The organism is Pseudomonas sp. 3-2 (assembly GCF_019710535.1).
Lineage (GTDB): Bacteria > Pseudomonadota > Gammaproteobacteria > Pseudomonadales > Pseudomonadaceae > Aquipseudomonas > Aquipseudomonas pharyngis.
Genome location: NZ_CP081200.1, coordinates 3,739,173 through 3,763,644, shown reverse-complemented (window position 1 = coordinate 3,763,644; position 24,472 = coordinate 3,739,173). Strand labels below are relative to the sequence as shown.

Genomic DNA, 24,472 nt, shown 5'->3' with positions numbered 1-24,472 from the left:
CGCGCCTACTTTTTCATGATGCCGGTGAACAGCTCCGATTCCAGAAACCGCTGCAACCAGGCCTGCAACCGCACGTAAGGCGTCTGCGCAAACCAGTCACGATCAACATGGGCGAACTGGCGAACGAACGGCAACAGCGCGATGTCGGCCAGGCTTGGATGCGCGGTCAACAAGTAATCGCAACCCTCGAGCAGCTCATCGAGCCGCTGCAAGAACAACGCACCTTCCGCCCGATAAACCTCCAACGGCTGTTCCGGATAACGCTCGGCGTACTTGTAGCGATTCAGGTGAATCTTGAACACTTGATCGTTGGCCTCGATCAACTCGGCGATCCTTGAATCGCCACCCAGCAACCAGTTATCCGGATCATTCTGCGCCAGCGCCCAGTGCATGATCTCCAGGCTCTCGTCGATCACCTGACCGTCCGCGTCCAGCACCGGCACCGTGCCCTTGGGCGAGATCGCCAGCATCTGGGCCGGTTTGGCCTTGAGGCTGACTTCGACGATCTCCACCGGCACGCCCGAATAACGCAGGGCCATCCGTGCCCGCATCGCGTACGGGCAGCGGCGGAACGAATACGGCGTGTTCATTTCACCTCCAGCGTGCTCAAACCGTTGCCCTGGCGCTGCACCTGAATCTGCACCGGAATCCGTTCGTGCATTTCCTGCACGTGGGAAATCACCGCAACCTTGCGGCCTTGCGCCTGCAAGCCGTCGAGGGCGTCCATGGCCAGTTGCAGGGATTCCGGATCGAGACTGCCGAAGCCTTCGTCGATGAACAGCGATTCGATCTTTAACGTACTCGACGCCATCGAGGCCAGGCCCAGGGCGAGGGCCAGCGACACCAGAAACGTTTCGCCGCCGGACAGCGAATGCACCGAGCGCAGTTCGTCGCCCATTTCGGTGTCCATCACCAGCAGGCCGAGCATGCTGCCGCCGCGCTTGAGGCGATAGCGCTTGACCAGCTGCCGCAGCTGCACGTTGGCGTGATGCACCAGCAAGTCGAGGTTGTAGGCCTGGGCGATCTTGCGGAAGGTGTCGCCGGTGGCCGAGCCGATCAAGGCATTGAGCCGCGCCCAGCGCTGATATTCGGCATAGGCATCGGCGATCTGCTGCGCCAGCGCCTGATTGGCGTTCTGGCGGCGCTGGTCTTCGGCCTGCTCGGCGCGCAGTTCGGCGCATTGCTGTTCGCTGGCCGTGCACTGGTTTTGCAGGTCGGCGAGGGCGCTGGCGAGTTGTTCGGCGTCCAGGTTGCCGTTGTGTTGGCCCTGATGTTCGAGCAGACGCTGATCGCGTTCCTGCACCAACACCGTGGCCTGTTCAACGGCTTTTTCGTTGCGCTGCAAGCGCTGGCGCAGCTCATCAACTTGCGCGTCATCAATCCGCAGCAGGTCTTCGAGGCCGCCGTCATCCAGCTCCGGATGACGGGCGCGCCAGTCGGCAATCTTGCCGGCCAGTTCGCGGTCTTCGGTTTCCAGCGCTTGCAGACGCTCTTGCTGCGCCTTGAGTTCGGCGGCGATTTGCACCCACTGCGTACGCGCTTCCTGCAACGCCTGAGTCGTCGTGGATTCGGCGTTGCGCGCCTGTTCCACGGCCTGTTCCAGTTGCTGCTGCCAATGCTCGGCGCAGGTGTGCTCGCCGAGCAATTGCGCCAGTTTTTCCTGGCTGGCGAGTTGCTGTTCGGTCAGCGTGTTGAGTTGCTGTTCAGCGTTTTGCAGCTGCTGCACACGGCCCTGTTGGCGGTCCTGTTCTTTCTCGAGCGTCTGCTGGCGTTGTTGCTGTTCGGCCAGCTCTTCCTTCTGCTGATCGACTTGCGCCAGACGTTCGGCAATCTGCCGGTCAAGTTGCATGAAGGTGGCAGCCGGCTCGGCGCGCAAGGCATCGAGGGTGTCGCTCGGCAGCAGTGTGGCAAAGGCCGCCAGCTCTTCGTCCAGACGCTGGCGGTCAGCGCTCAGTTCGCGTTGCTGATTGCTCAGGTGCTGCGCCGCTTGCTGGTGCGCCGTCTCGGCCTGACGCAATTGCTGGGTCAGTCGCGCCGCATCCTGTTGCAGCGTGAGCAGGGCGGTCTGGCGCTGTTCGTCCTGGGTGATGCTCTGGTTCAGTTGTTCATTCTGGCGAGTCAGCCACGCAGCGCGTTTGTCACTGTCCTGATTCAGCAAGGACGCCGCCAGCGGATGCGCCTCGATACTCGGCGTCAGCGCCTGCTGCTGGGCGGCCAGTTGCTCCTGCTGTTGCAGCAACTCTTTCTGTTGGGCAATCACGCCACCGACACTGGCACGCAGCTCGGTGAGTTTTTCCTTCAGGTGATCGACTGCTTGCTGCGCGCTGGCCTGCTCGCTTTCATCGTGACGGCCGAGGCTTTGCAGCAGGGCTTCCGGCTGGTGATACGGATGCTCGTTGCTGCCGCAGACCGGGCACGGTTGGTCGTCCTGCAACTGCGCGCGCAGCTCTTCGACACTGGCACTGCGGGCCAGACGCTGACGCTCGAGCAGTTCACGGGTGACGTTGAGGGTCTGTTCGGCGACGGTCAGCTCGGACTTGGTCTTCACCCCGTCCTGGGTCAGGCGCTCGCGTTCCTGTTGCGCATCGAGCTGACGCTGTTGCAGCTCGGCACTGCGTTTGTCCAGCTCCTGCTGACTGGCCCACAGGCGAGTCAGGTCCTCGACGGCGCGCAATTGCTTGCGGTTGTCCTGCAACAGATTGCCGAGGATGCCGATCTGCTCGGCAACGGCATCAGGCTCAGCGCCGGCCTCTTTGAACAGCACTTCCAGCTGCTGCTTTTGCGTGGCGAGCGCTTCGCTGGCGCGGGCGGCGTTTTCTTCGAGGGAAGCGAGTTCGCTTTCGCCCTTGCTCAACCGATTGCCGATCAGCATCAGTTGCTGCAAACGGTCGCGATAGGCATTCCACGCTTCGCTCAACGGTGCCAAGTGAGCGCTTTGCTCAAGATCGACGGCGATGCGCTGCAAGCGTTCGGCGACCTGTTTTTGCTGATCGAGCAGGGACTGGATCGTGCTTTGGCCCTGGGCGCAGGCTTGCTCTGCGGCGTGCTTCGCTTCGGTGCCGGACGTAACGTCCTTGGCGAGGCGGGCGAGGGTGCTTTGCTCCTCGAAAGCCTGGCGCAACAGCGGCGCGCTTTCGCTCAGCTGCGTTTGCGCCTGGGTCAGGGCGATCTGCGCTGCGGCGAGATCCTGTTCCAGTCGCGTCTGGCGCTCGGTCAGCTCGCCATGTTGCCGGGTGTGCGCGCTGATCTGTTCCGCCAGTGGCGTCAGCAGTACATCCAGTTCGGTTTTGCGGGCGAACTGGTGCCGTTGCGGGGCGAGCTGTTCCAGGCGTGTCAGTTTCAGACGTTCACCGGCCAGCGATTCGCGTTCATGCTCGGCGCTGCGCAGTTGCTCGGCGGCGGCTTGTTGCGAGTCTTGCAGCCGCAACAGCTCCTTGAGCCAGTCGTGCTGTTGCTCGATCTGCTTGAGCTGCGCCTGCTGCAACTTCAGTTGTTGCTGGGCGGCATTGAAGCGCTCGTCCAGCTCCGCGCGGGCCTCGGGGGCCAGCGGAGTTACGCCGGTGGCCTGATCCTGCAACTGCTTGTGGGCTTCGCGGGCCTCTTTGGTCTTGTCGAACGCGCGACGGCCGAGGCGGGTGTAGAGCGCGGTGTCGGTGAGTTTTTCCAGCAGTTCGCTGCGGTCGTTGTCGTCGGCCTTGAGGAACGCACTGAACTCGCTCTGGGCCAGCAGCACGGCGCGGGTGAACTGTTCGAAGTTCAGGCCCAGCGCGGCCTCGAGCTGAGTCTTGTACTCGCCTTTCTGGCTGGCGAGCAGTTGATCCTGATCGATGTCGCGCAGGCTCTGACGGCTGGCCTGCAACTTGCCGCCGGCCTTTTCCCGGGCGCGGTTGGCTTCCCAGCGCGCGCGATAGCGACGGCCATCGACGCCGACAAAATCAACCTCGGCAAACCCTTCGCCCGTACCACGGCGCAGCAGGGTGCGCGGGTCACCCGTGGCGATTTCGCCGTCGGCGTCCGGCACCTTGGCGTCACGCCCGGTGTTGTTCAGTCGCGGCACGGCACCGAACAGCGCCAGGCACAAGGCGTCGAGCAGGGTACTTTTACCGGCGCCGGTCGGGCCGGTGATGGCGAACAGGCCGGCGCTGGCCAGCGGTTCGGCGGTGAAATCGATTTCGAACGGGCCCGCCAGTGAGGCGAGGTTCTTCAAACGAATGGCGAGAATCTTCATGGCTGCTCGCCCTCCATCTGTACGTCTTGCAGCAGTTCGGCGAAGTCCTTGAGGGTTTGCTCGTCGACTTCGCTGCCGTAGTTGTCGAGCCAGGCGCGGCTGAACAATTCCTGCGGTGTGAGCTGGTCCAGTTCGATCAGCGCGCTGCCGTCTTCGGCGCCATCAGCGCCACGGTTGCCGGCGTATTCGGCAGCGATCCGTACCAGTCGCACAGCCTTGCCTTGCAAGGCGCTTTCGACCTGATGGCGCAGATCCGGTTGTGGCTCGTCGAGGCGCACCCGCACTTCCAGCCACGGCTGGCGCTGGGTTTCGGCGAGCAGGTCGATATTCGGCAGGTCCGCCAGTTGCAGCAGGATTTCCGCCAGCGGCGCAGGGCCGAGGCGTTGCAGATTGACGGAGCGGGGGATCAGCATTGGCTCGACGCTGACCAGGGTTTCGCCGTCCAGAACAACGTCGAGCACCTGGTGCTGATAACTGATTTCCGAAAACGACAACGGGATCGGCGAGCCGCTGTAGCGAATTCTTTCTTCGCCATTGACCTTCTGCGGCTTGTGCAAATGGCCGAGGGCGACATAGCTGATGCTCGGCCCGAACAGGCTGGCAGGCAGCGCTTCGGCGTTGCCGATGATCAGGCTGCGTTCGGAGTCTTCCGACACCGAGCCGCCAGCCATGTGCGCATGGCTGATGGCGACCAGCGCCTGGCCCGGTTGGCGCTTGGCGTTCGCCGCTTCGATCAGCCATTCATGCACCTGGCCAATGCCGCGCAAATAGTTGTCGCCCAGATGCGCGCCGGTGACCTCGGCAGGCCGTAGAAACGGCAGCGCCAGGCACCACGCGGCGATCTCGCCGGACGCATTCGGCAGCGGCAACAGCAGACGTTCCGCATCCAGTTGCCCGTCATCCAGCCACAACACCCGGCCCAGCGCATGGGTACGCATACGCCGCATCAACGGCGCGGGCAGCTCGATCCGCGAGCCGGAATCGTGGTTGCCGGCGATCATCACGATGGTCAGCAACGGCTGCTGTTCATGGGCGCTGACGATGAAATCGTAAAGGCGTTCCTGCGCTTTGACCGGCGGATTGACCGTGTCGAAGATGTCGCCGGCGATCAGCAGCACGTCCGGCTGCGCCAGCTTCAATTGGCGCAGCAGCCACTCGAGAAAACAGGCGTGCTCGAAATCGCGCTCCTGGCCGTGCAGGTTCTGCCCAAGGTGCCAGTCGGAGGTGTGAAACAGACGCAAGGCTGACTCCGCAATATAAAGAGGTGATGGCCGCCGGGATGAGAGGGCGGCGAAAGAGGGGAGAGTTTACTGGCAAAAACCTCGACCGGACTGCAACTACTTCGGATAAAGCGGCGGCAACCCACTGTCCCCCACCGGATCCTGTACCCGCTCCGCCGTCGGAATCGTCCGGATCGCCCGCCACAGATCCTCACCCTGCCAATGCTGCCCGGTCTCGCTGTACAACGCGCCGTTCAAGCCATCGAGCGCATCTGATAGCGGCACAAAGCGCGCCGCCATGTCCGCCAGGGTTTCCGGTTGCTGACGCGCCCAGGCGTCGAGGGCCTGGCGGGTGGCGTGGGGGTCGTTGGCCTGGCTGGCGCGTTTGATGTCGTCGAGCAGGGTGCGGGGGCTCGGGCCGGTTTGCGCGGCGCGCAGGATCGCCGGTTGCCAACGGGCACGCCACCAGAGGCCGAAGCCGAGCAGGGTGGTGCAGGCGAAAACGAACGTGCTGAGCTTCCACCACCACAAGGCTTCGCTGTCGGCGGCGCTGAGCGGTTGCGCGTTGCCGGCCGGGGTGTCGACTTGCAGGCTCGGGTTGTTCGCCACCTGCAGGGTGCGCGCCGGCAGGCTGGTGTGTTCCAGGTGATCTTCGAAGGTGTTCCACCAGACCACGTCCACCGTTGGCAACTCGATCGCGCCGCTGCGGCTCGGCACCAGCGCTTCGCGTTCTTCGCGGCTGCCGATCAGGCCGCGGTCGCTGCTCTGGTTGTTCAGCACCGGTTGATCCGGGTAGCGGCGCAGGCCGTTGGCTTCGGTGGCGGGCAGGGCGGGCAGTTGCGAACTGGCCAGGCCTTCGACCTTGAGGGTCAGGCTGCGGGTCAGGGAGTCGCCGACCTGAGTGTGATCCGGCTCCGGGTTCCAGCTTTCGCTCAGGCTCAGGCTGCGGGCCGGCAGCCACGGCGCATCGCTGGGGTAGGTCATCGGTTTCGGTTTGACCGTCAGCGAAGTCGCGGCGGAGCTGATGTGCATCAGTTTGCCCGGTTTCGGCCCCTGCGCCGTAGCGTCCTGCGAGGGCTGGGTATCGACCAGTGTGGCGCTGAAGGTCTGCGGGGCGATGCTCAGCAAGCCGCTGTGCTGCGGATAGATCGCGTAGCGCATCTCGATCACGCCGTGGCGCACACCGTTGATGTCTTTTTCGTAGGTGCGCATGTCGCCCAGTTGCTCGATGCGCGCGTCGGCGATCTGCAACGGCGTCAGGCTGCTGTCATCGTACAGCGACACCGAATGGTAGATGCGCAACGTCAGGATGGCCTGGGCCTGCACGTAGACGCTGGTCTGGTCGAGGCTGGCTTCGATGAACACCGGTTCGCGGGCATTGTTCTCTTCGCGGGTGTCGCTCTCGATCACCTGCACGGTGATCGGCTGGCTCTCGACGTCGCCCAGTTTCAGCGGCGGGATTTCAACGCTGCCGTTCTGCTTGGGCAGCAATGTGATGATCCAGCGCGTGGTAGCGCGGTTGTCATCGTTTAGCGTGTTCAACTGGTTGACCTGACGCGTGCCGCGCACTTCGAACAGCGGCTCCAGTGGGCTCAGGTCCGGTTTGCCGAACTGCGTGACATCGTTGGATTCGAGGGTGAGTTCGACCGTCTCGCCGGAGTTCAGGCGACTGCGATCCACACTGGCCGTCAGCTCGGCCGCCTGGGCGGCGGCCGTGCAGATCAGCAGGGGCAGCAAGAGAGCGGTGAAACGGGTCATCGAATGTTTTCCTGATCCTGATGTTGTTGCTGTTCGTACCAGAATTTGCGTCGCAGCAGTTCGCCCGGATCATCCGGGATCTTGCCCAGCCATTGTTCCAGCGCCTGTTGTTGCTCGCCTTCGAGGGTGTCCTCATTGGGGCGCAGCAGCGGCGGGGTGTTCTGTTCCTCGCCCGGTTCGCTGTCCGGCAGCTCGTTGGCACCCGGCAGCGGCGGGATGGTCGCCGGCGGTTCGCTGGCGGACTCACCGGTTTGCGGTTCGCTCTGGGTTTCGCTTTTGACCGCTGGCGGCGGAGCGGTCGCTGGCGGTGGTTCATCGCCCGGTATGTTTTGCTGCGCCGGTTTGTCTTGCGGTTCGGCTGGCGGCGGGGCGTTTTTCTGTTTCAGCAGGTTTTCCACCAGCGCCTTGTTGGTCAGGGCTGGACGCAGATCCGGCTGGCGTTCCAGGGCCTGTTCGTAGGCGTCCAGCGCAGCTTCCAGCTCGCCGCTTCTGGCCAGGGCATTGCCACGATTGTAGTGGGCGTGGGCGTCATTGCCCTCGGCGAAACGCTGAGCGGCGCCACTGTAGTCGCCGGCCTCGTACAACGCCACCCCTTGCCATTGCGGATCTTCGAAATGCTTCGCCGCCTCGGCCGGGCGCTTCTGTTTGAGCAGGTGCAAGCCTTGTTGATCGGGACGCAGCCACAGGTCTTCGAAGTCGAAGGCATAGCTCGGTTGCGGCAACGCGAGCAGCAACGGCAGGCAGAACAGCCAGCCACGCCGCCCTGCGCACGCGGCGAGCAACAACAGCGGCAACAGCAGCCAGTAACCCTGATCGGCCCAGGTGTCGAGGCGCACGGTCTGGCCATCGTCGCGCAGGCTGCGCGGGCCATCGAGCAGGCCGAGGTCGCCAAGATCGGATTCATCCAGCCGTGCGCTGCGGTACTCGCCGCCGACCGCGTTGAGAAATGCGCCGAGGCCTGGGCTGTCGAGTTGCGGCACGCGGATTGCGCCCTGGGCATCCTTGAGGAAACTGCCGTCTTCCTGAGCAATCGGCGCGCCCTCGGCGGTGCCGACACCGAGCATCAACAACTGCGCCGATTGGCCACTGAGTGCCTGGCGAATGCCTTGGCGTTCTTCTTCCGACAGCGAAGAGCCGATCAGCAGAATCCGCCCCTGACCCAACGCACCCTGCTTGAGCAACGCCAACGCCTTGCTCACCGCCAGATCGGCGCGATGGCCGCTTTCCGGCATCAGCGAAGGCTTGAGCGCGTCGAGCAGATTGCGGCTGGTCGCCAGGTCATCCGACAGCGGCACCAGCGTATGGGCGCTGCCGGCGTAAACGACGATAGCGGTCTGGGCATCGCTGCGCACCTGCAACAGGTCGAACAGCTTGCGCCGGGCCTGTTCCAGTCGCGTTGGTGGCGAGTCGGTGGCGAGCATTTCCGGGGTCAGCTCCAGCACCACCACCAACGGGTCGGCGGGTTTCTGGCTGGTCTGTTCGACCCGTTCCCAGCTCGGCCCGAGCAACGCCAGAATCGTCAGCAGCCAGGCCACGCTCAGGGCGACCCACGGCAACTTGCTGTCACGACCGCTGCCACCACTGAGCAGCGTGGCGTGGAAGGCCGGCGGCAGAATCATCTGCCAGCGACCGGCGCGTTTCTGCCGGTGCCAGAGCTGCCAGATCAGCCAGCCGAGCAACGGCAGCAGCAACAGCCACCAGGGACGGAACCAGTGCGGCCACAGGTCGATCATCGGCGCCTCCGCAAACGCAGACGCTTGAGGCGCTCGCGCCAGTCAGGCAGGGGGCTTTGCAGATACAGCTCCTTGGTGAACAGCCGTTGCAGCGGGTTGTCCGGCCACAACACTCGGGCCACCAGCAAAATGCTCAGCAGCAGCGCGAATGCCAGCGGCCATTGATACAACGCCTGCGCCGGGCGGGCCTGGGTCGGTTGCTGAGTCACCGGTTCGAGCTGGTCGAGGGTGTCCTTGATCGCTTGCAGCTCCCTGCCATCGCGGGCACGGAAATAGCGCCCGCCCGTGACCTCGGCGATGGCCTTGAGCGCCGGTTCGTCGAGATCGAGGGTCGGGTTGCCGCCGAGCAACGCCGTGGCGCCGCTTTCTTCGGGATCGGCGCCGATGCCGATCGGGTAGATTTTCACGCCTTCGCTGGCGGCCAGTTTTGCGGCGGTCAGCGGGTCGATTTCGCCGCCATTGTTCGCGCCGTCGGTGACCAGAATCAGCACCCGGCTCTGGGCCGGACGCATGCGCAGGCGCTTCAGGGCCAGACCGATGGCGTCACCAATCGCGGTGTTCTTGCCGGCAATGCCGATCCGCGCCTCATCGAGCCAGACCCGAACGGTGCGTCGGTCAAACGTCAGGGGTGCTTGCAGATAAGCCTGGCTGCCAAACAGGATCAGACCGACGCGGTCGCCATCGCGGCTTTCGAGAAAATCACCGAGCAAATGCTGAACCAGCGACAGACGACTGACGTCTTCGTCGTTCCATTGCATGTCCGGGAAATCCATCGAGCCGGACACGTCCACGGCTACCAGCAGATCACGACCGCTGGCGGCAATCGGCAGCGGTTCGCCGAGCCATTGCGGGCGTGCGGCGGCGGTCAGCAACATCAGCCACAACAACAGAAACGGCGCCTGTTGGCGCCACGCTGGCAGATTGGCCCGGGCGCGGCGGCGGGCGAGGCCTTCGAGGTCGCCCAGGAAACTCACTTTCAACGCCGGCTCGCCGCTGTCGGCCACCGGCAGCACAAGGCGCATCAGCCACGGCAGCGGCAACAGCAGAAAGATCCACGGCCAGGCGAACTCAAACATGTTTGCGGATCCAGGTGTCGACTGCCTGGGTCAGGCCGGCGATGGCTTTGTCGTCGAGTTTGCACTCGGGTTTGTAGGCGCCTTCGACGAGCACCATCCAGCGAGTCAGGCCGGCGGCCGGGCAACGGTTGTCGAGAAACGCCAGCCATTTGCGACCGTTGAGGGTATGACTCTGGCTGTAGGGATAGTGGTTGCGGCACAGGCGCTTGAGCAGGCCGTTGAGTTGCTGCAGCCAGGCCCCGGCCGGAGCGCCGTCGTAGGGTTTGGGCATCTGCGCCAGTTCGGCGAGTGCAGCGATGCGCACCGGGTCCAGTGGCAGTTCGGCGCGCACGACCGGTTTTTTCTTGATCGGAATGAAACGCCGCAGCCGCCAGACTGCAAAACCAATCACCGGCAACAGCAAAAGCAGCAGCCACCAGCCCGGTGCCGGCGGCCAGAAGGCAATCGGTGGCGGGGAGATCAGCGGTTGCAGTTGTTCGAGGCCGTTCATCGACCTTTCCCCGGGCGTTGCGGGTTAAGGAATTCGCGCATCTGTTCGACCATTTCGCTCTGGGTGCTCAGCGGCATCAGCAGCACGCGCAGCTTCTGCGCGAGCAGTTCCCAGCGCGCGATCCGCGCTTCAGCCTGGGCGCGGTAGGTCTGGCGCAGGTCGAAATTGAGGGTGTCGAGTTCCAGCTGCGCGCCGCGTTCGGCGAATCTCAGCAGTCCGGCGGCGGGCAGGGCGTGATCCAGCGGATCGGACAGCGGCAGCATCAACAGGTCGCAATGGCGCGACAGCAGGCTCAATTGCTGCTCGGCGCTGTCGGACAGTGCGCGCTCGTCGCAGATCACGATCACCAGACTGCCCGGTCGCAGCACTTCACGGGCCCGGCGCAACGCCACGCCAAACGCATCGCGATCCGGCTCCCGCTCGCTGTGCAGCGACTGGTTGACCTTCACCAGCCGGTTGAGCAGCTGCAACAGGCTCTGCTTGCTACGCCGTGGTTTGATTTCGTAATGCTCGTTGTCGCCGAACACCAGCCCGCCAACCCGGTCGTTGTGGCCCAGCGCCGCCCAACCGATCAGCGCTGCGGCCTGCGCCGCGAGCACCGACTTGAACATCAGCCCGGAGCCGAAAAACAGCCGCGTGCTTTGCTCGACCATGATGAAAATCGGCCGTTCGCGTTCTTCATGGAACAGCTTGGTGTGCGGTTCCTGCGTCCGCGCGGTGACGCGCCAGTCGATGGTGCGCACGTCGTCGCCGGCCTGATAGACCCGCACCTGATCGAAGTCGACGCCGCGACCACGGAATTTCGAGTGATGCAGGCCGATCAGCGGGCTGCGCTGGCTCGGCGTGGAAAACAGCTGCACTTCGCGCACGCGGTGACGCATCTCGATCAGCTCGGCGAGGCTGATGCGGATGCCCGGTTCGGACGGCAGGGAGGCGTTCATCGAGGTCAAGCGACGGCTACGACGTCGAGAATCCGTTGCACCACCCGATCCTGGTCGATGCCGGCGGCTTCGGCCTCGAACGACAGAATGATGCGGTGACGCAACACGTCGAACAGCACGGCCTGGATGTCTTCCGGGCTGACGAAGTCGCGACCGGCCAGCCAGGCGTGGGCGCGGGCGCAGCGGTCGAGGGCGATCGAGCCGCGCGGGCTGGCGCCGTAGGCGATCCACTCGGCCATTTCCGGGTCGAACTTGGCCGGGTTACGGGTCGCCATGACCAGCTGCACCAGGTATTCCTCCACGGCGTCCGCCATGTACAAGCCAAGGATTTCCTTGCGCGCGGCGAAGATCGCCTGCTGGCTGACCCGACGTTCAGGCTTGGTCTCGCCGTTGAGGGCTTCGCCCCTTGCCTGTTGCAGGATCCGGCGTTCGACAGCCGCGTCCGGGAAACCCATTTTCACGTGCATCAGGAAGCGGTCGAGCTGCGCTTCGGGCAGCGGGTAGGTGCCTTCCTGCTCGATCGGGTTCTGCGTGGCCATCACCAGAAACAGCGGCGACAGCTCGTAAGTACTGCGCCCGACACTGACCTGACGTTCGGCCATGGCTTCGAGCAGCGCCGATTGCACCTTGGCCGGGGCACGGTTGATTTCGTCCGCCAGCACCAGGTTGTGGAAGATCGGCCCTTGCTGGAACACGAAACTGCCGGTTTCCGGGCGATAGATCTCGGTGCCGGTGATGTCGGCCGGCAGCAGGTCCGGAGTGAACTGGATGCGATGGAACTGGGCTTCGATGCCCTCGGCGAGCTCTTTGATCGCTTTGGTCTTGGCCAGACCCGGAGCGCCCTCGACCAGCATGTGGCCGTCGGCGAGCAGGGCGATGAGCAAACGCTCGATGAGTTTTTCCTGGCCGAGAATCTGCGTTGAAAGAAAGGTTCGCAGCGCCAGCAGCGCTTCACGATGTTCCATCGATGACTGTTCCTGGAAAGGGTGGCCACAGGCGTTCGGATAACGCCGGGGCTGGGGGCGTTACTTTAATCCATCGCAGGGGGTGGCGACTAACGGCATTTTGCGCAAAGTGCGGGAAATGACCGGGGCAATTGTTGGAATTTTGTAGGGCGGGGGAGGTGCGGTGTTCTTTCGGGCCCTATCGCTGGCAAGTCGAATCGTCGCACCGCAGCTCCCACAGGGGAGCGCGTACTACAGACAGAACGCGGTCAATGTGGGAGCGGGCTTGCTCGCGAAAGGGCCGGCCCAGACACCATCAAATCTGGCTGATAAAGGTGCCAGTACCATCAAGAATGTTCTTCAGGGTTTCCTCGACTTCAGCCAGATCGACCATGTCCGGGTTGAAAGTGATTTCCAGCACATCATCCCCGTTCAGCGCATCGGCATCCGCCGCGGCGATTTCGATCTTCAGCAGGGTCTTGCTCAGGGTGACCTTGACGCCATCAAGGTTCGACGGCTCGCCATCCAGGGTGATCTCCAGCTCGTCCTCGTCCGGATAGCGGCTCATCAGAAACATTTCGCCCTTGTCGCTGTGGCAGCAGAGCATGGCCATGTTGTCTTCTTCGTCGTCGCACGGGTTGACGATCAAAAGGGCGGTGGTCATTTGCATGGGGAATTCCTGCCTCGGCGGGCGTGTTGGTCGCAATTGGGCGCGATTCTGCCAGCCCCCGGGAATTTCTGCATGTGAGAGTGTCAGAGGATGTGTCGTGAACGCGACACAGATCAATGGTCATTCCTGGCACGCCTGTACCGTAAAAGCGGGGATTGAGACCGGCGTTCCGCCCCATGAATGCTAGTGTTTATCGATGCGCACGCCTTGGTTTACGTGCCAATGACCGAATATGTCGCAGCACCGCAAGCAGACACATTGTCGCACCCATTAAGCTGCGCAACGGATGAGCACCCGTAAAGGCATTGCCAGGACCCCGCGAGCGGCGCCAGACAATCGTTTTTGCAGATGCCCATTCATGGAAGGTGAATGTGACCTGAGTGTCTCGTCCAGCTTCACCCACCTGTCACCCTGTTTCCTCTGCCCGAGAATCAGGAACAGGGCGACGGAACGCCCCGAAAGGGGTTTTGCACGCGACGCTTTCCATCAATAACAAGCCCAAGCGGAGTACCACAGATGGCGTTCTTCACCGCAGCCAGCAAAGCCGACTTCCAGCACCAACTGCAAGCGGCACTGGCGCAGCACATCAGTGAACAGGCACTGCCACAAGTGGCGCTGTTCGCTGAACAATTCTTCGGCATCATTTCCCTGGACGAGCTGACCCAACGTCGCCTCTCCGACCTCGCTGGCTGTACTCTTTCTGCGTGGCGCCTGCTTGAGCGCTTCGATCACGCGCAACCGCAAGTGCGCGTCTACAACCCCGATTACGAACGTCACGGCTGGCAGTCGACGCACACCGCGGTCGAAGTGCTGCACCATGACTTGCCGTTCCTGGTGGACTCGGTGCGTACCGAGCTGAACCGTCGCGGCTACAGCATCCACACCCTGCAGACCACCGTGCTGAGCGTGCGTCGTGGCAGCAAGGGCGAGTTGCTGGAAATCCTGCCAAAAGGCACCACCGGCGAAGGCGTGCTGCACGAGTCGCTGATGTACCTGGAAATCGACCGCTGCGCCAACGCGGCCGAATTGAATGTGCTGTCCAAGGAGCTGGAACAGGTCCTGGGTGAAGTCCGCGTCGCGGTCGCCGATTTCGAGCCGATGAAGGCCAAGGTGCAGGAAATCCTCACCAAGCTCGATAACAGCGCATTCGCCGTCGATGCCGACGAAAAGAACGAAATCAAGAGCTTCCTGGAATGGCTGGTGGGCAACCACTTCACCTTCCTTGGTTACGAAGAGTTCACCGTTGTCGATCAGGCCGATGGCGGCCATATCGAATACGACCAGAACTCCTTCCTCGGCCTGACCAAGATGCTGCGCACCGGTCTGACCAACGAAGACCGCCACATCGAAGACTATGCCGTGAACTACCTGCGCGAACCGACACTGCTGTCGTTCGCCAAGGCCGCGCATCCGAGCCGCGTGCACCGTCCGGCCTACCCGGACTACGTGTCGATTCGCGAAATCGATGCCGACGGCAAAGTGATCAAGGAACACCGCTTCATGGGCCTGTACACCTCGTCGGTGTATGGCGAGAGCGTACGTGTGATTCCTTTCATCCGCCGCAAGGTCGAGGAAATCGAGCGCCGTTCCGGCTTCCAGTCCAAGGCTCACCTGGGCAAGGAACTGGCACAGGTTCTGGAAGTGCTGCCGCGTGACGACCTGTTCCAGACCCCGGTCGACGAGCTGTTCAGCACCGTGATGTCGATCGTGCAGATCCAGGAGCGCAACAAGATCCGCGTGTTCCTGCGCAAAGACCCGTACGGTCGTTTCTGCTACTGCCTGGCCTACGTGCCGCGCGACATCTACTCCACCGAAGTTCGCCAGAAGATCCAGCAAGTGCTGATGGAGCGCCTGAAAGCTTCCGACTGCGAATTCTGGACGTTCTTCTCCGAGTCCGTGCTGGCCCGCGTGCAACTGATCCTGCGCGTCGACCCGAAAAACCGCATCGACATCGACCCGCTGCAACTGGAAAACGAAGTGATCCAGGCCTGCCGCAGCTGGCAGGACGACTACGCGGCCCTGACCGTCGAAACCTTCGGCGAAGCCAACGGCACCAACGTGCTGGCCGACTTCCCGAAAGGCTTCCCGGCCGGCTACCGCGAACGTTTCGCTGCGCATTCGGCCGTGGTCGACATGCAGCACCTGCTGAACCTGAGCGAGAAGAAGCCGCTGGCCATGAGCTTCTACCAGCCGCTGGCCTCCGGCCCGCGCGAGCTGCACTGCAAGCTGTATCACGCCGATACCCCGCTGGCCCTGTCCGACGTGCTGCCGATCCTGGAAAACCTCGGCCTGCGCGTGCTCGGTGAATTCCCGTACCGGCTGCGTCACACCAACGGCCGCGAGTTCTGGATTCACGACTTCGCGTTCACCGCCGCCGAAGGCCTGGAACTGGACATCCAGCAACTCAACGACACCCTGCAGGACGCGTTCGTCCACATCGTCCGTGGCGATGCCGAGAACGATGCGTTCAACCGTCTGGTGCTGACCGCCGGCCTGCCATGGCGCGACGTTGCGCTGCTGCGTGCCTACGCCCGTTATCTGAAGCAGATTCGTCTGGGCTTCGACCTCGGCTACATCGCCAGCACCCTGAACAACCACACCGACATCGCTCGCGAACTGACCCGGTTGTTCAAGACCCGTTTCTATCTGGCCCGCAAGCTCGGCAGCGACGATCTGGACGACAAGCAACAACGTCTGGAACAGGCGATCCTGACTGCGCTGGACGACGTTCAAGTCCTCAACGAAGACCGCATCCTGCGTCGTTACCTGGACCTGATCAAAGCGACCCTGCGCACCAACTTCTACCAAACCGACGCCAACGGCCAGAACAAGTCGTACTTCAGCTTCAAGTTCAACCCGCACTTGATCCCTGAGCTGCCGAAACCGGTGCCGAAGTTCGAAATCTTCGTTTACTCGCCACGCGTCGAAGGCGTGCACCTGCGCTTCGGCAACGTCGCTCGCGGTGGCCTGCGCTGGTCCGACCGCGAAGAAGACTTCCGTACCGAAGTCCTCGGTCTGGTAAAAGCCCAGCAAGTGAAGAACTCGGTCATCGTGCCGGTGGGTGCGAAGGGCGGCTTCCTGCCGCGTCGCCTGCCACTGGGCGGCAGCCGTGACGAGATTGCGGCCGAGGGCATCGCCTGCTACCGCATCTTCATCTCGGGCCTGTTGGACATCACCGACAACCTGAAGGACGGCAAACTGGTACCGCCGGCCAACGTCGTGCGGCATGACGACGATGACCCGTACCTGGTGGTCGCGGCGGACAAGGGCACTGCAACCTTCTCCGACATCGCCAACGGCATCGCCATCGACTACGGCTTCTGGCTGGGTGACGCGTTCGCGTCCGGTGGTTCGGCCGGTTACGACCACAAGAAAATGGGCATCACCGCCAAGGGCGCGTGGGTTGGCGTACAGCGCCACTTCCGCGAGCGCGGCATCAATGTCCAGGAAGACAGCATCACGGTGGTCGGCGTGGGCGACATGGCCGGTGACGTGTTCGGTAACGGCCTGTTGATGTCCGACAAGCTGCAACTGGTTGCCGCGTTCAACCACATGCACATCTTCATCGACCCGAACCCGGATCCGGCCACCAGCTTCGCCGAGCGTCAGCGCATGTTCGACCTGCCGCGTTCGGCCTGGTCCGACTACGACACCAGCATCATGTCCGAAGGCGGCGGCATCTTCTCGCGCAGCGCGAAGAGCATCGCCATCTCGCCACAGATGAAAGAGCGCTTCGACATCCAGGCCGACAAGCTGACCCCGACCGAACTGCTGAACGCCTTGCTCAAGGCGCCGGTGGATCTGCTGTGGAACGGCGGTATCGGTACTTACGTCAAAGCCAGCACCGAAAGCCACGCCGATGTCGGCGACAAGGCCAACGATGCACTGCGCGTGAACGGCAACGAACTGCGCTGCAAAGTGGTGGGCGAGGGCGGTAACCTCGGCATGACCCAACTGGGTCGTGTGGAATTCGGTCTCAATGGTGGCGGTTCCAACACCGACTTCATCGACAACGCCGGTGGCGTGGACTGCTCCGACCACGAAGTGAACATCAAGATCCTGCTGAACGAAGTGGTTCAGGCCGGCGACATGACCGACAAGCAACGCAACCAGTTGCTGGCGAGCATGACCGACGAAGTCGGTGGTCTGGTGCTGGGCAATAACTACAAGCAGACTCAGGCCCTGTCCCTGGCAGCCCGCCGTGCTTACGCGCGGATCGCCGAGTACAAGCGTCTGATGAGCGACCTGGAAGGCCGTGGCAAGCTGGATCGCGCCATCGAGTTCCTGCCGACCGAAGAGCAACTGGCCGAACGCGTTGCCGAAGGCCATGGCCTGACCCGTCCAGAGTTGTCGGTGCTGATCTCGTACAGCAAGATCGACCTCAAGGAGCAGCTGCTGGGCTCCCTGGTGCCGGACGACGACTACCTGACCCGCGACATGGAAACGGCGTTCCCGCCGACTCTGGTCAGCAAGTTCTCTGAAGCCATGCGTCGTCACCGCCTGAAGCGCGAGATCGTCAGCACCCAGATCGCCAACGATCTGGTCAATCATATGGGCATCACCTTCGTTCAGCGACTCAAAGAGTCCACCGGCATGACCCCGGCGAATGTTGCCGGTGCGTATGTGATTGTTCGGGATATCTTCCACCTCCCGCACTGGTTCCGTCAGATCGAAGCCCTGGACTATCAGGTCTCCGCTGACGTGCAACTGGAGCTGATGGACGAGCTGATGCGTCTGGGCCGTCGCGCTACGCGCTGGTTCCTGCGTGCCCGTCGCAACGAGCAGAACGCTGCCCGTGACGTCGCGCATTTCGGTCCGCACCTCAAAGAGCTGGGCCTGAAACTGGACGAACTGTTGAGCGGCGAAATCCGCGAAAACTGGCAGGCGCGCTATCAGGCGTACGTCGCCGCCGGTGTACCGGAACTGCTGGCGCGTATGGTGGCGGGGACTACCCACCTCTACACGCTGCTGCCGATCATCGAAGCCGCCGACGTGACCGGTCAGGATCCAGCCGAAGTGGCCAAGGCGTACTTCGCCGTGGGCAGCGCGCTGGACATCACCTGGTACATTTCGCAGATCAGCGCCTTGCCGGTTGAAAACAACTGGCAGGCCCTGGCCCGTGAAGCGTTCCGCGACGACGTCGACTGGCAGCAACGCGCGATCACCATCGCCGTTCTGCAAGCGGGCGGCGGTAACCTGGACGTGGAAGAGCGTCTGGCGCTGTGGATGGCGCAACACGACGCGATGATCCAGCGCTGGCGCGCCATGCTGGTGGAAATCCGTGCCGCCAGCGGCACCGACTACGCCATGTACGCGGTGGCCAACCGTGAGCTGAACGACGTGGCGCTGAGCGGTCAGGCGGTCGTGCCTGCTGCGGCGACGGCGGAGCTTGAGCTTGCTTGAGTAGCCGTTGAATGAAAAAGCCCCTGCATTGTGAGATGCGGGGGCTTTTTTTTGCCTGATGGTTTTCTCGTTACTGCAAGTTATGTCCTTGTTTGTTATCAAGCATCGACACTTTATCTGCCGGCCTGGTCAGCAAATTACTGAGCGACTGGTCAAACTTTTGCAACGCCCGAACCTGAACTTCCTGTTGCTGATTAATATCCGCAACAATCTCCTCTGAACGCTTGAAGTCCGCCCAGACCGGCGTCAATTCTTTTGCCTCAGACCCCTTGGCCGTGCCGATATAGTTGAACTTCCCGTCATAAAAATCCGCGCTCACATCCGCCTTGATGTCCGAACTGCGCGAAGTCATCAACTGGCTGTGAGTATCGACGATCGCCACCACATCCGGGTTGGCCGCACGCAGGCTGTGCATGTCCGGGTACACCGTGACCGAGCCGAACTGACGTTGCAGCGAGGCTTTCACCCAATCCACGGCCATGTCCGGTTTCGAGGTGGCGACGTAGGCGTCATGAATCGGCTGCACCAGCAGGCTCTGGCCGAAACCGGTGCCGGCGTTGGCCTGGTACTTGCGCAAATAGTCACGGTTGGCCTGGGTGCTTGGGCTGTAGATGACACCCAGCGAGACACCGGGACCGCTTTTGACCTGGGTGGCGCTGCTGCGTCCCACCGGTTGGGTGAACAGCGTATCGAGGGAGGAAACCGCTTTCGGAGCGGTTGGAACAGAACAGGCTGACAAGGCTAAAACCGATATCGCCAGACTACTGGCAAATGCAAGTTTCATGGTGAGTCTCCCGTGAAGCAACTTCAGTCGGAAAGTCAGGCATGTCGGGGTTGATTAAATAGAACCGGCGACAGTCGCCTCAGACTACTCCCGCCCAACTGAAAACAACCTGACAATTTGCTGAATGACTGTCATGTCATAGTTTTATTGGTTGTAAGCATTTTTGATTAATTGCCGCGTGAAATAAAAAAGGCGCAAGTCAATGTTTTGCGCCTTTCATTTATGGCTGGTTAAACAGCCATCAGTTTTTCAATGGGATCAATACTTGCTCGTCGGGCGACAGCACCATGAACACCAGCAACCTGGCCGGCTTGCTCTTGCTGGCGTTTTTCGACACCAGATGTTCGGAACCGGCGGGTTCATACCAGTATTGGCCCTTCTTGTAGGTGACCGGTTGCTCGCCCTTGACTTGTGACACGATCTCGCCTTCGAGAACGTAAGCCATGGCGGTGCCATCGTGTTTATGGGCGATGGAGGACTGGCCGGGTTTGTAGTCGACTTCGATCATCAGGGCTTTTTTGCCGGGGACGTTTTTCAGCATCTGGTCCTGCAGCACCGAGATTTTCTCGGATGGGGAATCGGTACCGTGGGCCAGTGCCGAAGCGCTGATGGTGAGGGCCAGAGCGGCGAGCGGGGCGGCAAGCAAGTGCAGGATTTTCATGGTGATCACCTGATGAAGTGGGGGAGTCGGTGATCACAGTAGTCCGCGTGCCGGGGTATTCAAACGGCCAATATTCGGGAAGTTCGGGTGACCAATCGCGCGAAAACAAGGCCGGCAAAACGAACGATGGCGACGGAGGGGGCTCCGTCGCCATCGATGTGGATCCTGTTGTTTTTATACGATCGGGAAACTGTTGAAATCCACGCTATTGGCCAGACGACTGTCGATCAAGTCAATAAACCCCTGAGCTTCCGGGCGATTGAAATGCGCCTGCATCGCCGCTTCCGACTGCCAGCGGGCGCTGACCGTCCAGCGGTGGCTGTCCTCGGGGCAGCGGTCGACCATGTAGGAATCGCAGCCCGGCGTCTGGCGCAGGGTTTCGACGATCTTCTGCAACTGCTTGCCCAGCTCCTCCGATCGGCCGGCTGCAGCCTGCACCTGTACGGTGTTGATCACTTCGTTGGACATTGCTCACACTCCTGAATCAGGCCGGACGAATCCTGCTCACTGAGGGATAACGCTTGTGCAGAATAGGCCTGCACCCCCGGATCACCAATAACCAATCGGCGGTTAATCGTTTAGGCCAATTTAACCAACGACCTGTTGCAGAATGTCGCGCAGGCGGTCGAGCGCGATGTCGATGTCCAGCGTCTCGATGGCGCCGAAACCGAAATACATGCCGCTTCTGGCCGGCTGCTGGTAATAGAAGCCGTCGATAGCGTACAGCCCGACTTCGACTTTTTTCGCCAGTTCGATCACCAGCGGCAAGTTGATCGGCACCTTGCAGAACACCGCCATGTGAAACCCCGCGCTGGGCGGCACGGCCTCCAGCCACGGCGACAGGTCGGTGGCCATGCGCGCCAGAATCCGCTCGCGGCGCTGGGCATAAATGGTGTGGCAGCGGCGGATGTGCTTGAGCAGACACCCTTCGGCGATGAACTTGGCTAGCGCCCATTGCGGCAGGGTGGAGGCGTGCAGATCGGTGAGCTGCTTGGCGCGGATCACCGCTTCGAGAATCGCCGGCGGCAGGATCGCGTAGCCGAGGCGCAGCTCGGGCAGCAGGGTTTTCGAGAAGGTGCCGACGTAAGCGACGATGCCGCGCTGGTCGAGGTTGTGCAGCGAATCGGTCGGCCGGCCCTCGTAGCGGAATTCGCTGTCATAGTCGTCCTCGATGATGATCGCGCCCAGCTCATGGGCCCGTTCGAGCAGGGCCTCGCGCCGCGCCTGGCTCATCGGCATGCCCAGCGGGAACTGGTGCGACGGCGTCACGTAGATCAGTCGCGTGCCCTCGGGAATCCGCTCGACCTGAATGCCCTCGGCATCCACCGGCACGCCGACCACCGTCGCCCCGTGAGTGCCGAACAGCAGCCGCGCCGGCGGGTAGCCGGGATCTTCCATCGCCACCAGACTGCCGGGGCGGATCAACACCCGGGTGATCAAATCCAGCGCCTGCTGCGCGCCGTTGCACACCACGATGTCTTCGTCCTGGCAGTTCACGCCACGGGAAAACGCGATGTGCCGGGCAATCGCATTGCGCAGCGCCGGCAGGCCTTCCGGCACGCTGTAGAAACCTTTGGCATTGGCCATCTGCCGAAGCGCATGAGCGACGCAGCGACGCCAGTCATCCTGGGGAAACTGGCCCTTGCTGGTGGCGCCGCCGATGAAGTCGTAGCGCAGCGAGCCCTCGAGCGTCGGGTGGCGCAGGAACACCGGCAGATTGCGCCAGCTCTCGATCACCTCGGAACTGGCCAGTTCGGAATGGCTTTGTTTGCGCTGTACCGGCGTCGAACGGGCGTTGACGTAAGTGCCTTTGCCGATCACCCCGGTGAGGAAATTCTCGTAGGTGAGTTGCGCGTAGGTGTCGGAAATGGTCTTGCGCGAGATCCCCAGTTGCTCGGCGAGCAAGCGGCTGGGCGGCAGTTGCGTGCCGGCGGCCAGACGCCCGGATTCAATGGCGCCGCGCAGTTGCTGGTACAACTGACCGGCCAGATCCTTGCGGCCATTGATCACGACATGCAGTTCCATACCGACGGGGCGCTCCGGGTGATTGAGTGTGCCGGCCAGATTACTCCCGTTTGTTTACGGGGCAGTAGTTGCGTAGAGCAAAAATATCGAATTGGTCACTTACCCTTGTGGGAGCGGGCTTGCTCGCGAAGGCGTCGTGTCAGGCAACAAAAAATCGACTGGCACACCGCCTTCGCGAGCAAGCCCGCTCCCACAGGTATCGTGTTTGGCTCGGGGGAAATGGTCTGCCATTTTTTCGTGGAATTGGGGCTGTAACGTTGCCGAACCAGCGCCTACCGTGAAATCACTCTTCTGCTGCCCGAGGCCCGCCCATGTCCCCGCGTCTGGATTACTACAGTGCATCGCCCAAAGCCATGAAAGCGATGATTGGCCTGGAAGCGCTGACCAGCAACCTGAGCATCGAACCGCCGCTGCTGCACCTGATCAAGATCCGCGCCTCGCAACTCAACGGCTGCGCGTTCTGCACCGACATGCATTCGGTTGAGGCGCGACGGGCCGGGGAGACGGATCGACGCTTGTACGCCATCGCGGTCTGGCGCGACAGCGGCTTCTTCAACCTGCGCGAGCGGGCGGCGCTGGCCTGGACCGAGGCGGTGACGCTGCTGGCGGATAGCCGGGTGCCTGACGATGTTTACCAGCAGGCGCGGGAACAGTTCAACGAGACGGAACTGGTGGACCTGACCATGGCTGTCAGCACCATCAACAGCTGGAACCGGTTGGCGGTGAGCTTTCGCCAGATCCCCAGCGACTGATCACTTGCCCAGCAGCGGTGAAGCGCCAGTATTCACCGGCGGCCGCTGCGGTTTCACCGACGTGCCAAACGTGTTGCCCATCCGCGTACTGGTGGCCGCCGGCGTCGCCAGTCCCACCTGATTCGGCGGGCGCTTGTTGACCGGTACATTCATCGCTTCCTGATTCTTCTGCGCAGCCGCCGCGCCGTCGGGGTTGTTGCCCATCTGCTGGCTCAGGCAGTCGTAATTCGGCGCCTTGTAGCCACCCACCGTCACCTCGACGCAGCCCAGCGGCTGCTCCGCGTGCGCACCGCCCAACACCGTCAGCAACAACCCGCCGAAGACGACTTTCCAGACTGATTTCATGCCTGCCTCCTGGCCGGCCCGAAGGGGCCGCTCTGGCTCCAGAGTCTAGTGCAACGGCGGCAACGATCCCGTGATGGTTTTTTTGCAGTGGCCGTCACACCAGATTCATAAACAGCCCTCAGGATGACGGTTTTCAGGGGTGCATCAGCCGTGCAGCGAGGCCGTGCCAGGGACGAATTTGCGCGTTCAGCGCTCGTGCGCCAGCTCTGTCTGGGGCTGCTGCTTGGCTTGTTTCTGAGCCGCGTCAGCGCCGACCCGATGCCGGCATCGATGCGCATGACGCTGCACATCCCGGCCCAGGAACTGGCCCGCGCCCTCGAACAGTTCAGCCGCGCCACCGGCATGGCGGTGCTGGTCGACAGCCAGTTGAGCCGCGGCCGACGCTCGTTGGCGGTGGATGGCGAATTCACCGCCGCCGAAGCGTTGCGCCGGATGCTCGGCGGCAGCGGCTTGATGGCCAAGTACAGCCGCGACGACGCGTTCACCTTGCAGGTTGCGCAAGTCGAGGAAGTGCCACTGCCGGCGGAGAAACCGACCCCCGCCAGTGCAGCGGTCAACCGCAGTTACGCCACCGCGGTGCAGGCCGCGATTGAACGCAACCTGTGCCGTTCGCCACTGACCCGGCCCGGCAGTTTTCGCGCGGTGTTGCAGCTGTGGATCGGCCGCGACGGCGTGGTGCAGCACAACCGGTTGGTCACCTCGACCGGCGATGTTCGGCGCGATGCAGCGCTGGTAGACAGTTTTCACACGCTCAAAATCGACCGGCCCACACCCGGCGCACTGCGCCAGCCAGTCACGTTGCTGTTGTTACCCGAATCGTCAGGAAAGCGCATGGAATGCACACAATGGGAAGGAGTTTCCGGGGGATGAAAGACGCCGGACAAAGTTCGATGGTCCAGCTGTTCCTGACGTCCTACGAGGACTTTCGGGTGCGCCTGCGACGCCGTCTCGGCTCGGAGGACCTGGCCAACGACGTGCTGCACGAAACCTACCTGCGGGTCGACCGCATGGAAACGCCGCCTAACCTGCTGCGCCCCAACGCCTACCTCTATCGCATGGCCCTGAACATCGCCGCCGACCGCCGCCAGGCCGATGCGCGGCTGCTCACCGGCAGCGAAGTCGAAGAACTGCTGCAAGTCAGCGACGAAGCGCTGGACCCGATGCGCGTGGTCGGCGGCCAGAAGGAAATCCAGTCCCTGCTCAGCGCCCTCTACGAACTGCCGGCGCGGCGGCGCCGAATCTTCATCGCCGCACGGCTGGAAGAAGCGCCGCACCTGGAAATCTCCCAGCGTTTCGGCATCTCCACGCGCATGGTCGAGAAGGAAATCAAGGCTGCCCTCGGACACTGCGCGGCCAAACTGGAAAGAAAAGTGTTTCAGCGGTTCGGTCGCGGGGCCGGAAAACCGTCTAGTGAATGAAGCTCCCGATCAACCCGTCGAGTA

The 24,472-nt window shown here is 62.6% G+C and carries 19 protein-coding genes; 4 read left to right on the top strand and 15 right to left on the bottom strand.

Annotation, left to right across the window (positions count from 1 at the left end; translation table 11 throughout):
* Positions 1-5 precede the first annotated feature (5 nt).
* From K3819_RS16820 to K3819_RS16775, 10 genes are all read right to left on the bottom strand, one after another.
* Positions 6-590, bottom strand: coding sequence for a glutathione S-transferase (locus tag K3819_RS16820; RefSeq protein WP_221397518.1), 585 nt, complete (start codon positions 588-590; stop codon positions 6-8).
* Positions 587-4,228, bottom strand: a complete 3,642-nt coding sequence (locus K3819_RS16815; protein ID WP_221397517.1) for an AAA family ATPase — start codon at positions 4,226-4,228, stop codon at positions 587-589. Before K3819_RS16815 ends, K3819_RS16820 begins: the two co-directional genes overlap by 4 nt.
* Positions 4,225-5,469: an exonuclease SbcCD subunit D C-terminal domain-containing protein gene (locus K3819_RS16810; RefSeq protein ID WP_221397516.1), complete on the bottom strand. Its 1,245-nt coding sequence runs from the start codon at positions 5,467-5,469 to the stop codon at positions 4,225-4,227. The genes K3819_RS16815 and K3819_RS16810 overlap by 4 nt, the downstream gene beginning before the upstream one ends.
* Before the next feature lie 96 nt (positions 5,470-5,565).
* On the bottom strand, positions 5,566-7,206 hold the full coding sequence (locus K3819_RS16805; RefSeq protein WP_221397515.1) for a BatD family protein: 1,641 nt from the start codon (positions 7,204-7,206) through the stop codon (positions 5,566-5,568).
* Positions 7,203-8,939, bottom strand: coding sequence for a VWA domain-containing protein (locus K3819_RS16800; RefSeq protein WP_221397514.1), 1,737 nt, complete (start codon positions 8,937-8,939; stop codon positions 7,203-7,205). Before K3819_RS16800 ends, K3819_RS16805 begins: the two co-directional genes overlap by 4 nt.
* Positions 8,936-10,015 (bottom strand): VWA domain-containing protein, encoded by a 1,080-nt coding sequence (locus K3819_RS16795; protein WP_085610528.1) that lies wholly within the window; start codon positions 10,013-10,015, stop codon positions 8,936-8,938. Before K3819_RS16795 ends, K3819_RS16800 begins: the two co-directional genes overlap by 4 nt.
* Positions 10,008-10,505 carry a DUF4381 domain-containing protein gene (locus K3819_RS16790; RefSeq protein WP_039766825.1) on the bottom strand — a complete coding sequence of 166 codons (498 nt, stop codon included), beginning with the start codon at positions 10,503-10,505 and terminating at the stop codon, positions 10,008-10,010. The genes K3819_RS16795 and K3819_RS16790 overlap by 8 nt, the downstream gene beginning before the upstream one ends.
* Positions 10,502-11,446 carry a DUF58 domain-containing protein gene (locus K3819_RS16785; RefSeq protein WP_007959332.1) on the bottom strand — a complete coding sequence of 315 codons (945 nt, stop codon included), beginning with the start codon at positions 11,444-11,446 and terminating at the stop codon, positions 10,502-10,504. Before K3819_RS16785 ends, K3819_RS16790 begins: the two co-directional genes overlap by 4 nt.
* Before the next feature lie 5 nt (positions 11,447-11,451).
* Positions 11,452-12,411, bottom strand: a complete 960-nt coding sequence (locus K3819_RS16780; protein ID WP_011334589.1) for a MoxR family ATPase — start codon at positions 12,409-12,411, stop codon at positions 11,452-11,454.
* Between the two features lie 295 nt (positions 12,412-12,706).
* Positions 12,707-13,060 (bottom strand): hypothetical protein, encoded by a 354-nt coding sequence (locus tag K3819_RS16775; RefSeq protein ID WP_221397513.1) that lies wholly within the window; start codon positions 13,058-13,060, stop codon positions 12,707-12,709.
* 516 nt (positions 13,061-13,576) lie between these two features.
* Here K3819_RS16775 and K3819_RS16770 point away from each other — a divergent pair.
* Positions 13,577-18,463, top strand: a complete 4,887-nt coding sequence (locus K3819_RS16770; protein ID WP_221397512.1) for an NAD-glutamate dehydrogenase — start codon at positions 13,577-13,579, stop codon at positions 18,461-18,463.
* Positions 18,464-18,533: 70 nt separating this feature from the next.
* Here the strand turns inward: K3819_RS16770 and K3819_RS16765 are convergent, their stop codons facing one another.
* The 4 genes from K3819_RS16765 to K3819_RS16750 form a co-directional block, all read right to left on the bottom strand.
* A complete protein-coding gene (locus K3819_RS16765) occupies positions 18,534-19,247 on the bottom strand; it encodes an ATPase (RefSeq protein ID WP_221397511.1) in 714 nt (237 codons plus the stop codon).
* A gap of 241 nt (positions 19,248-19,488) precedes the next feature.
* Positions 19,489-19,908, bottom strand: a complete 420-nt coding sequence (locus K3819_RS16760) for a cupin domain-containing protein (RefSeq protein WP_221397510.1) — start codon at positions 19,906-19,908, stop codon at positions 19,489-19,491.
* Positions 19,909-20,082: 174 nt separating this feature from the next.
* Positions 20,083-20,376: a putative quinol monooxygenase gene (locus tag K3819_RS16755; RefSeq protein WP_039773274.1), complete on the bottom strand. Its 294-nt coding sequence runs from the start codon at positions 20,374-20,376 to the stop codon at positions 20,083-20,085.
* 120 nt (positions 20,377-20,496) lie between these two features.
* Complete coding sequence (locus K3819_RS16750; RefSeq protein WP_085648452.1) at positions 20,497-21,933, bottom strand: PLP-dependent aminotransferase family protein; 1,437 nt, start codon at positions 21,931-21,933, stop codon at positions 20,497-20,499.
* A gap of 311 nt (positions 21,934-22,244) precedes the next feature.
* Between K3819_RS16750 and K3819_RS16745 the strand changes: the two genes are divergently transcribed.
* A complete protein-coding gene (locus tag K3819_RS16745) occupies positions 22,245-22,685 on the top strand; it encodes a carboxymuconolactone decarboxylase family protein (protein WP_085610522.1) in 441 nt (146 codons plus the stop codon).
* On the opposite strand, the gene K3819_RS16740 is transcribed toward K3819_RS16745, so the two are convergent.
* Entirely contained in the window at positions 22,686-23,030 is a 345-nt protein-coding gene (locus K3819_RS16740; RefSeq protein ID WP_085648453.1) for a hypothetical protein, read from the bottom strand.
* A 150-nt stretch (positions 23,031-23,180) separates the two neighbouring features.
* On the opposite strand from K3819_RS16740, the gene K3819_RS16735 reads away from it, so the two are divergent.
* Together K3819_RS16735 and K3819_RS16730 are read left to right on the top strand one after the other, a co-directional pair.
* The gene (locus K3819_RS16735; RefSeq protein ID WP_221397509.1) at positions 23,181-23,900 is read left to right on the top strand and encodes a secretin and TonB N-terminal domain-containing protein; all 720 of its coding nucleotides are present in this window, start codon (positions 23,181-23,183) and stop codon (positions 23,898-23,900) included.
* The gene (locus K3819_RS16730) at positions 23,897-24,448 is read left to right on the top strand and encodes an RNA polymerase sigma factor (protein ID WP_064597192.1); all 552 of its coding nucleotides are present in this window, start codon (positions 23,897-23,899) and stop codon (positions 24,446-24,448) included. The genes K3819_RS16735 and K3819_RS16730 overlap by 4 nt, the downstream gene beginning before the upstream one ends.
* Positions 24,449-24,472: the final 24 nt, after the last annotated feature.

Bases quoted from the DNA above. Each gene is read 5' to 3' on its own strand.
- K3819_RS16820 (WP_221397518.1), bottom strand. From the start codon at position 590: ATGAACACGCCGTATTCGTTCCGCCGCTGCCCGTACGCGATGCGGGCA.
- K3819_RS16815 (WP_221397517.1), bottom strand. From the start codon at position 4,228: ATGAAGATTCTCGCCATTCGTTTGAAGAACCTCGCCTCACTGGCGGGC.
- K3819_RS16805 (WP_221397515.1), bottom strand. From the start codon at position 7,206: ATGACCCGTTTCACCGCTCTCTTGCTGCCCCTGCTGATCTGCACGGCC.
- K3819_RS16800 (WP_221397514.1), bottom strand. From the start codon at position 8,939: ATGATCGACCTGTGGCCGCACTGGTTCCGTCCCTGGTGGCTGTTGCTG.
- K3819_RS16795 (WP_085610528.1), bottom strand. From the start codon at position 10,015: ATGTTTGAGTTCGCCTGGCCGTGGATCTTTCTGCTGTTGCCGCTGCCG.
- K3819_RS16790 (WP_039766825.1), bottom strand. From the start codon at position 10,505: ATGAACGGCCTCGAACAACTGCAACCGCTGATCTCCCCGCCACCGATT.
- K3819_RS16785 (WP_007959332.1), bottom strand. From the start codon at position 11,446: ATGAACGCCTCCCTGCCGTCCGAACCGGGCATCCGCATCAGCCTCGCC.
- K3819_RS16780 (WP_011334589.1), bottom strand. From the start codon at position 12,411: ATGGAACATCGTGAAGCGCTGCTGGCGCTGCGAACCTTTCTTTCAACG.
- K3819_RS16775 (WP_221397513.1), bottom strand. From the start codon at position 13,060: ATGCAAATGACCACCGCCCTTTTGATCGTCAACCCGTGCGACGACGAA.
- K3819_RS16770 (WP_221397512.1), top strand. From the start codon at position 13,577: ATGGCGTTCTTCACCGCAGCCAGCAAAGCCGACTTCCAGCACCAACTG.
- K3819_RS16765 (WP_221397511.1), bottom strand. From the start codon at position 19,247: ATGAAACTTGCATTTGCCAGTAGTCTGGCGATATCGGTTTTAGCCTTG.
- K3819_RS16760 (WP_221397510.1), bottom strand. From the start codon at position 19,908: ATGAAAATCCTGCACTTGCTTGCCGCCCCGCTCGCCGCTCTGGCCCTC.
- K3819_RS16755 (WP_039773274.1), bottom strand. From the start codon at position 20,376: ATGTCCAACGAAGTGATCAACACCGTACAGGTGCAGGCTGCAGCCGGC.
- K3819_RS16750 (WP_085648452.1), bottom strand. From the start codon at position 21,933: ATGGAACTGCATGTCGTGATCAATGGCCGCAAGGATCTGGCCGGTCAG.
- K3819_RS16745 (WP_085610522.1), top strand. From the start codon at position 22,245: ATGTCCCCGCGTCTGGATTACTACAGTGCATCGCCCAAAGCCATGAAA.
- K3819_RS16740 (WP_085648453.1), bottom strand. From the start codon at position 23,030: ATGAAATCAGTCTGGAAAGTCGTCTTCGGCGGGTTGTTGCTGACGGTG.
- K3819_RS16730 (WP_064597192.1), top strand. From the start codon at position 23,897: ATGAAAGACGCCGGACAAAGTTCGATGGTCCAGCTGTTCCTGACGTCC.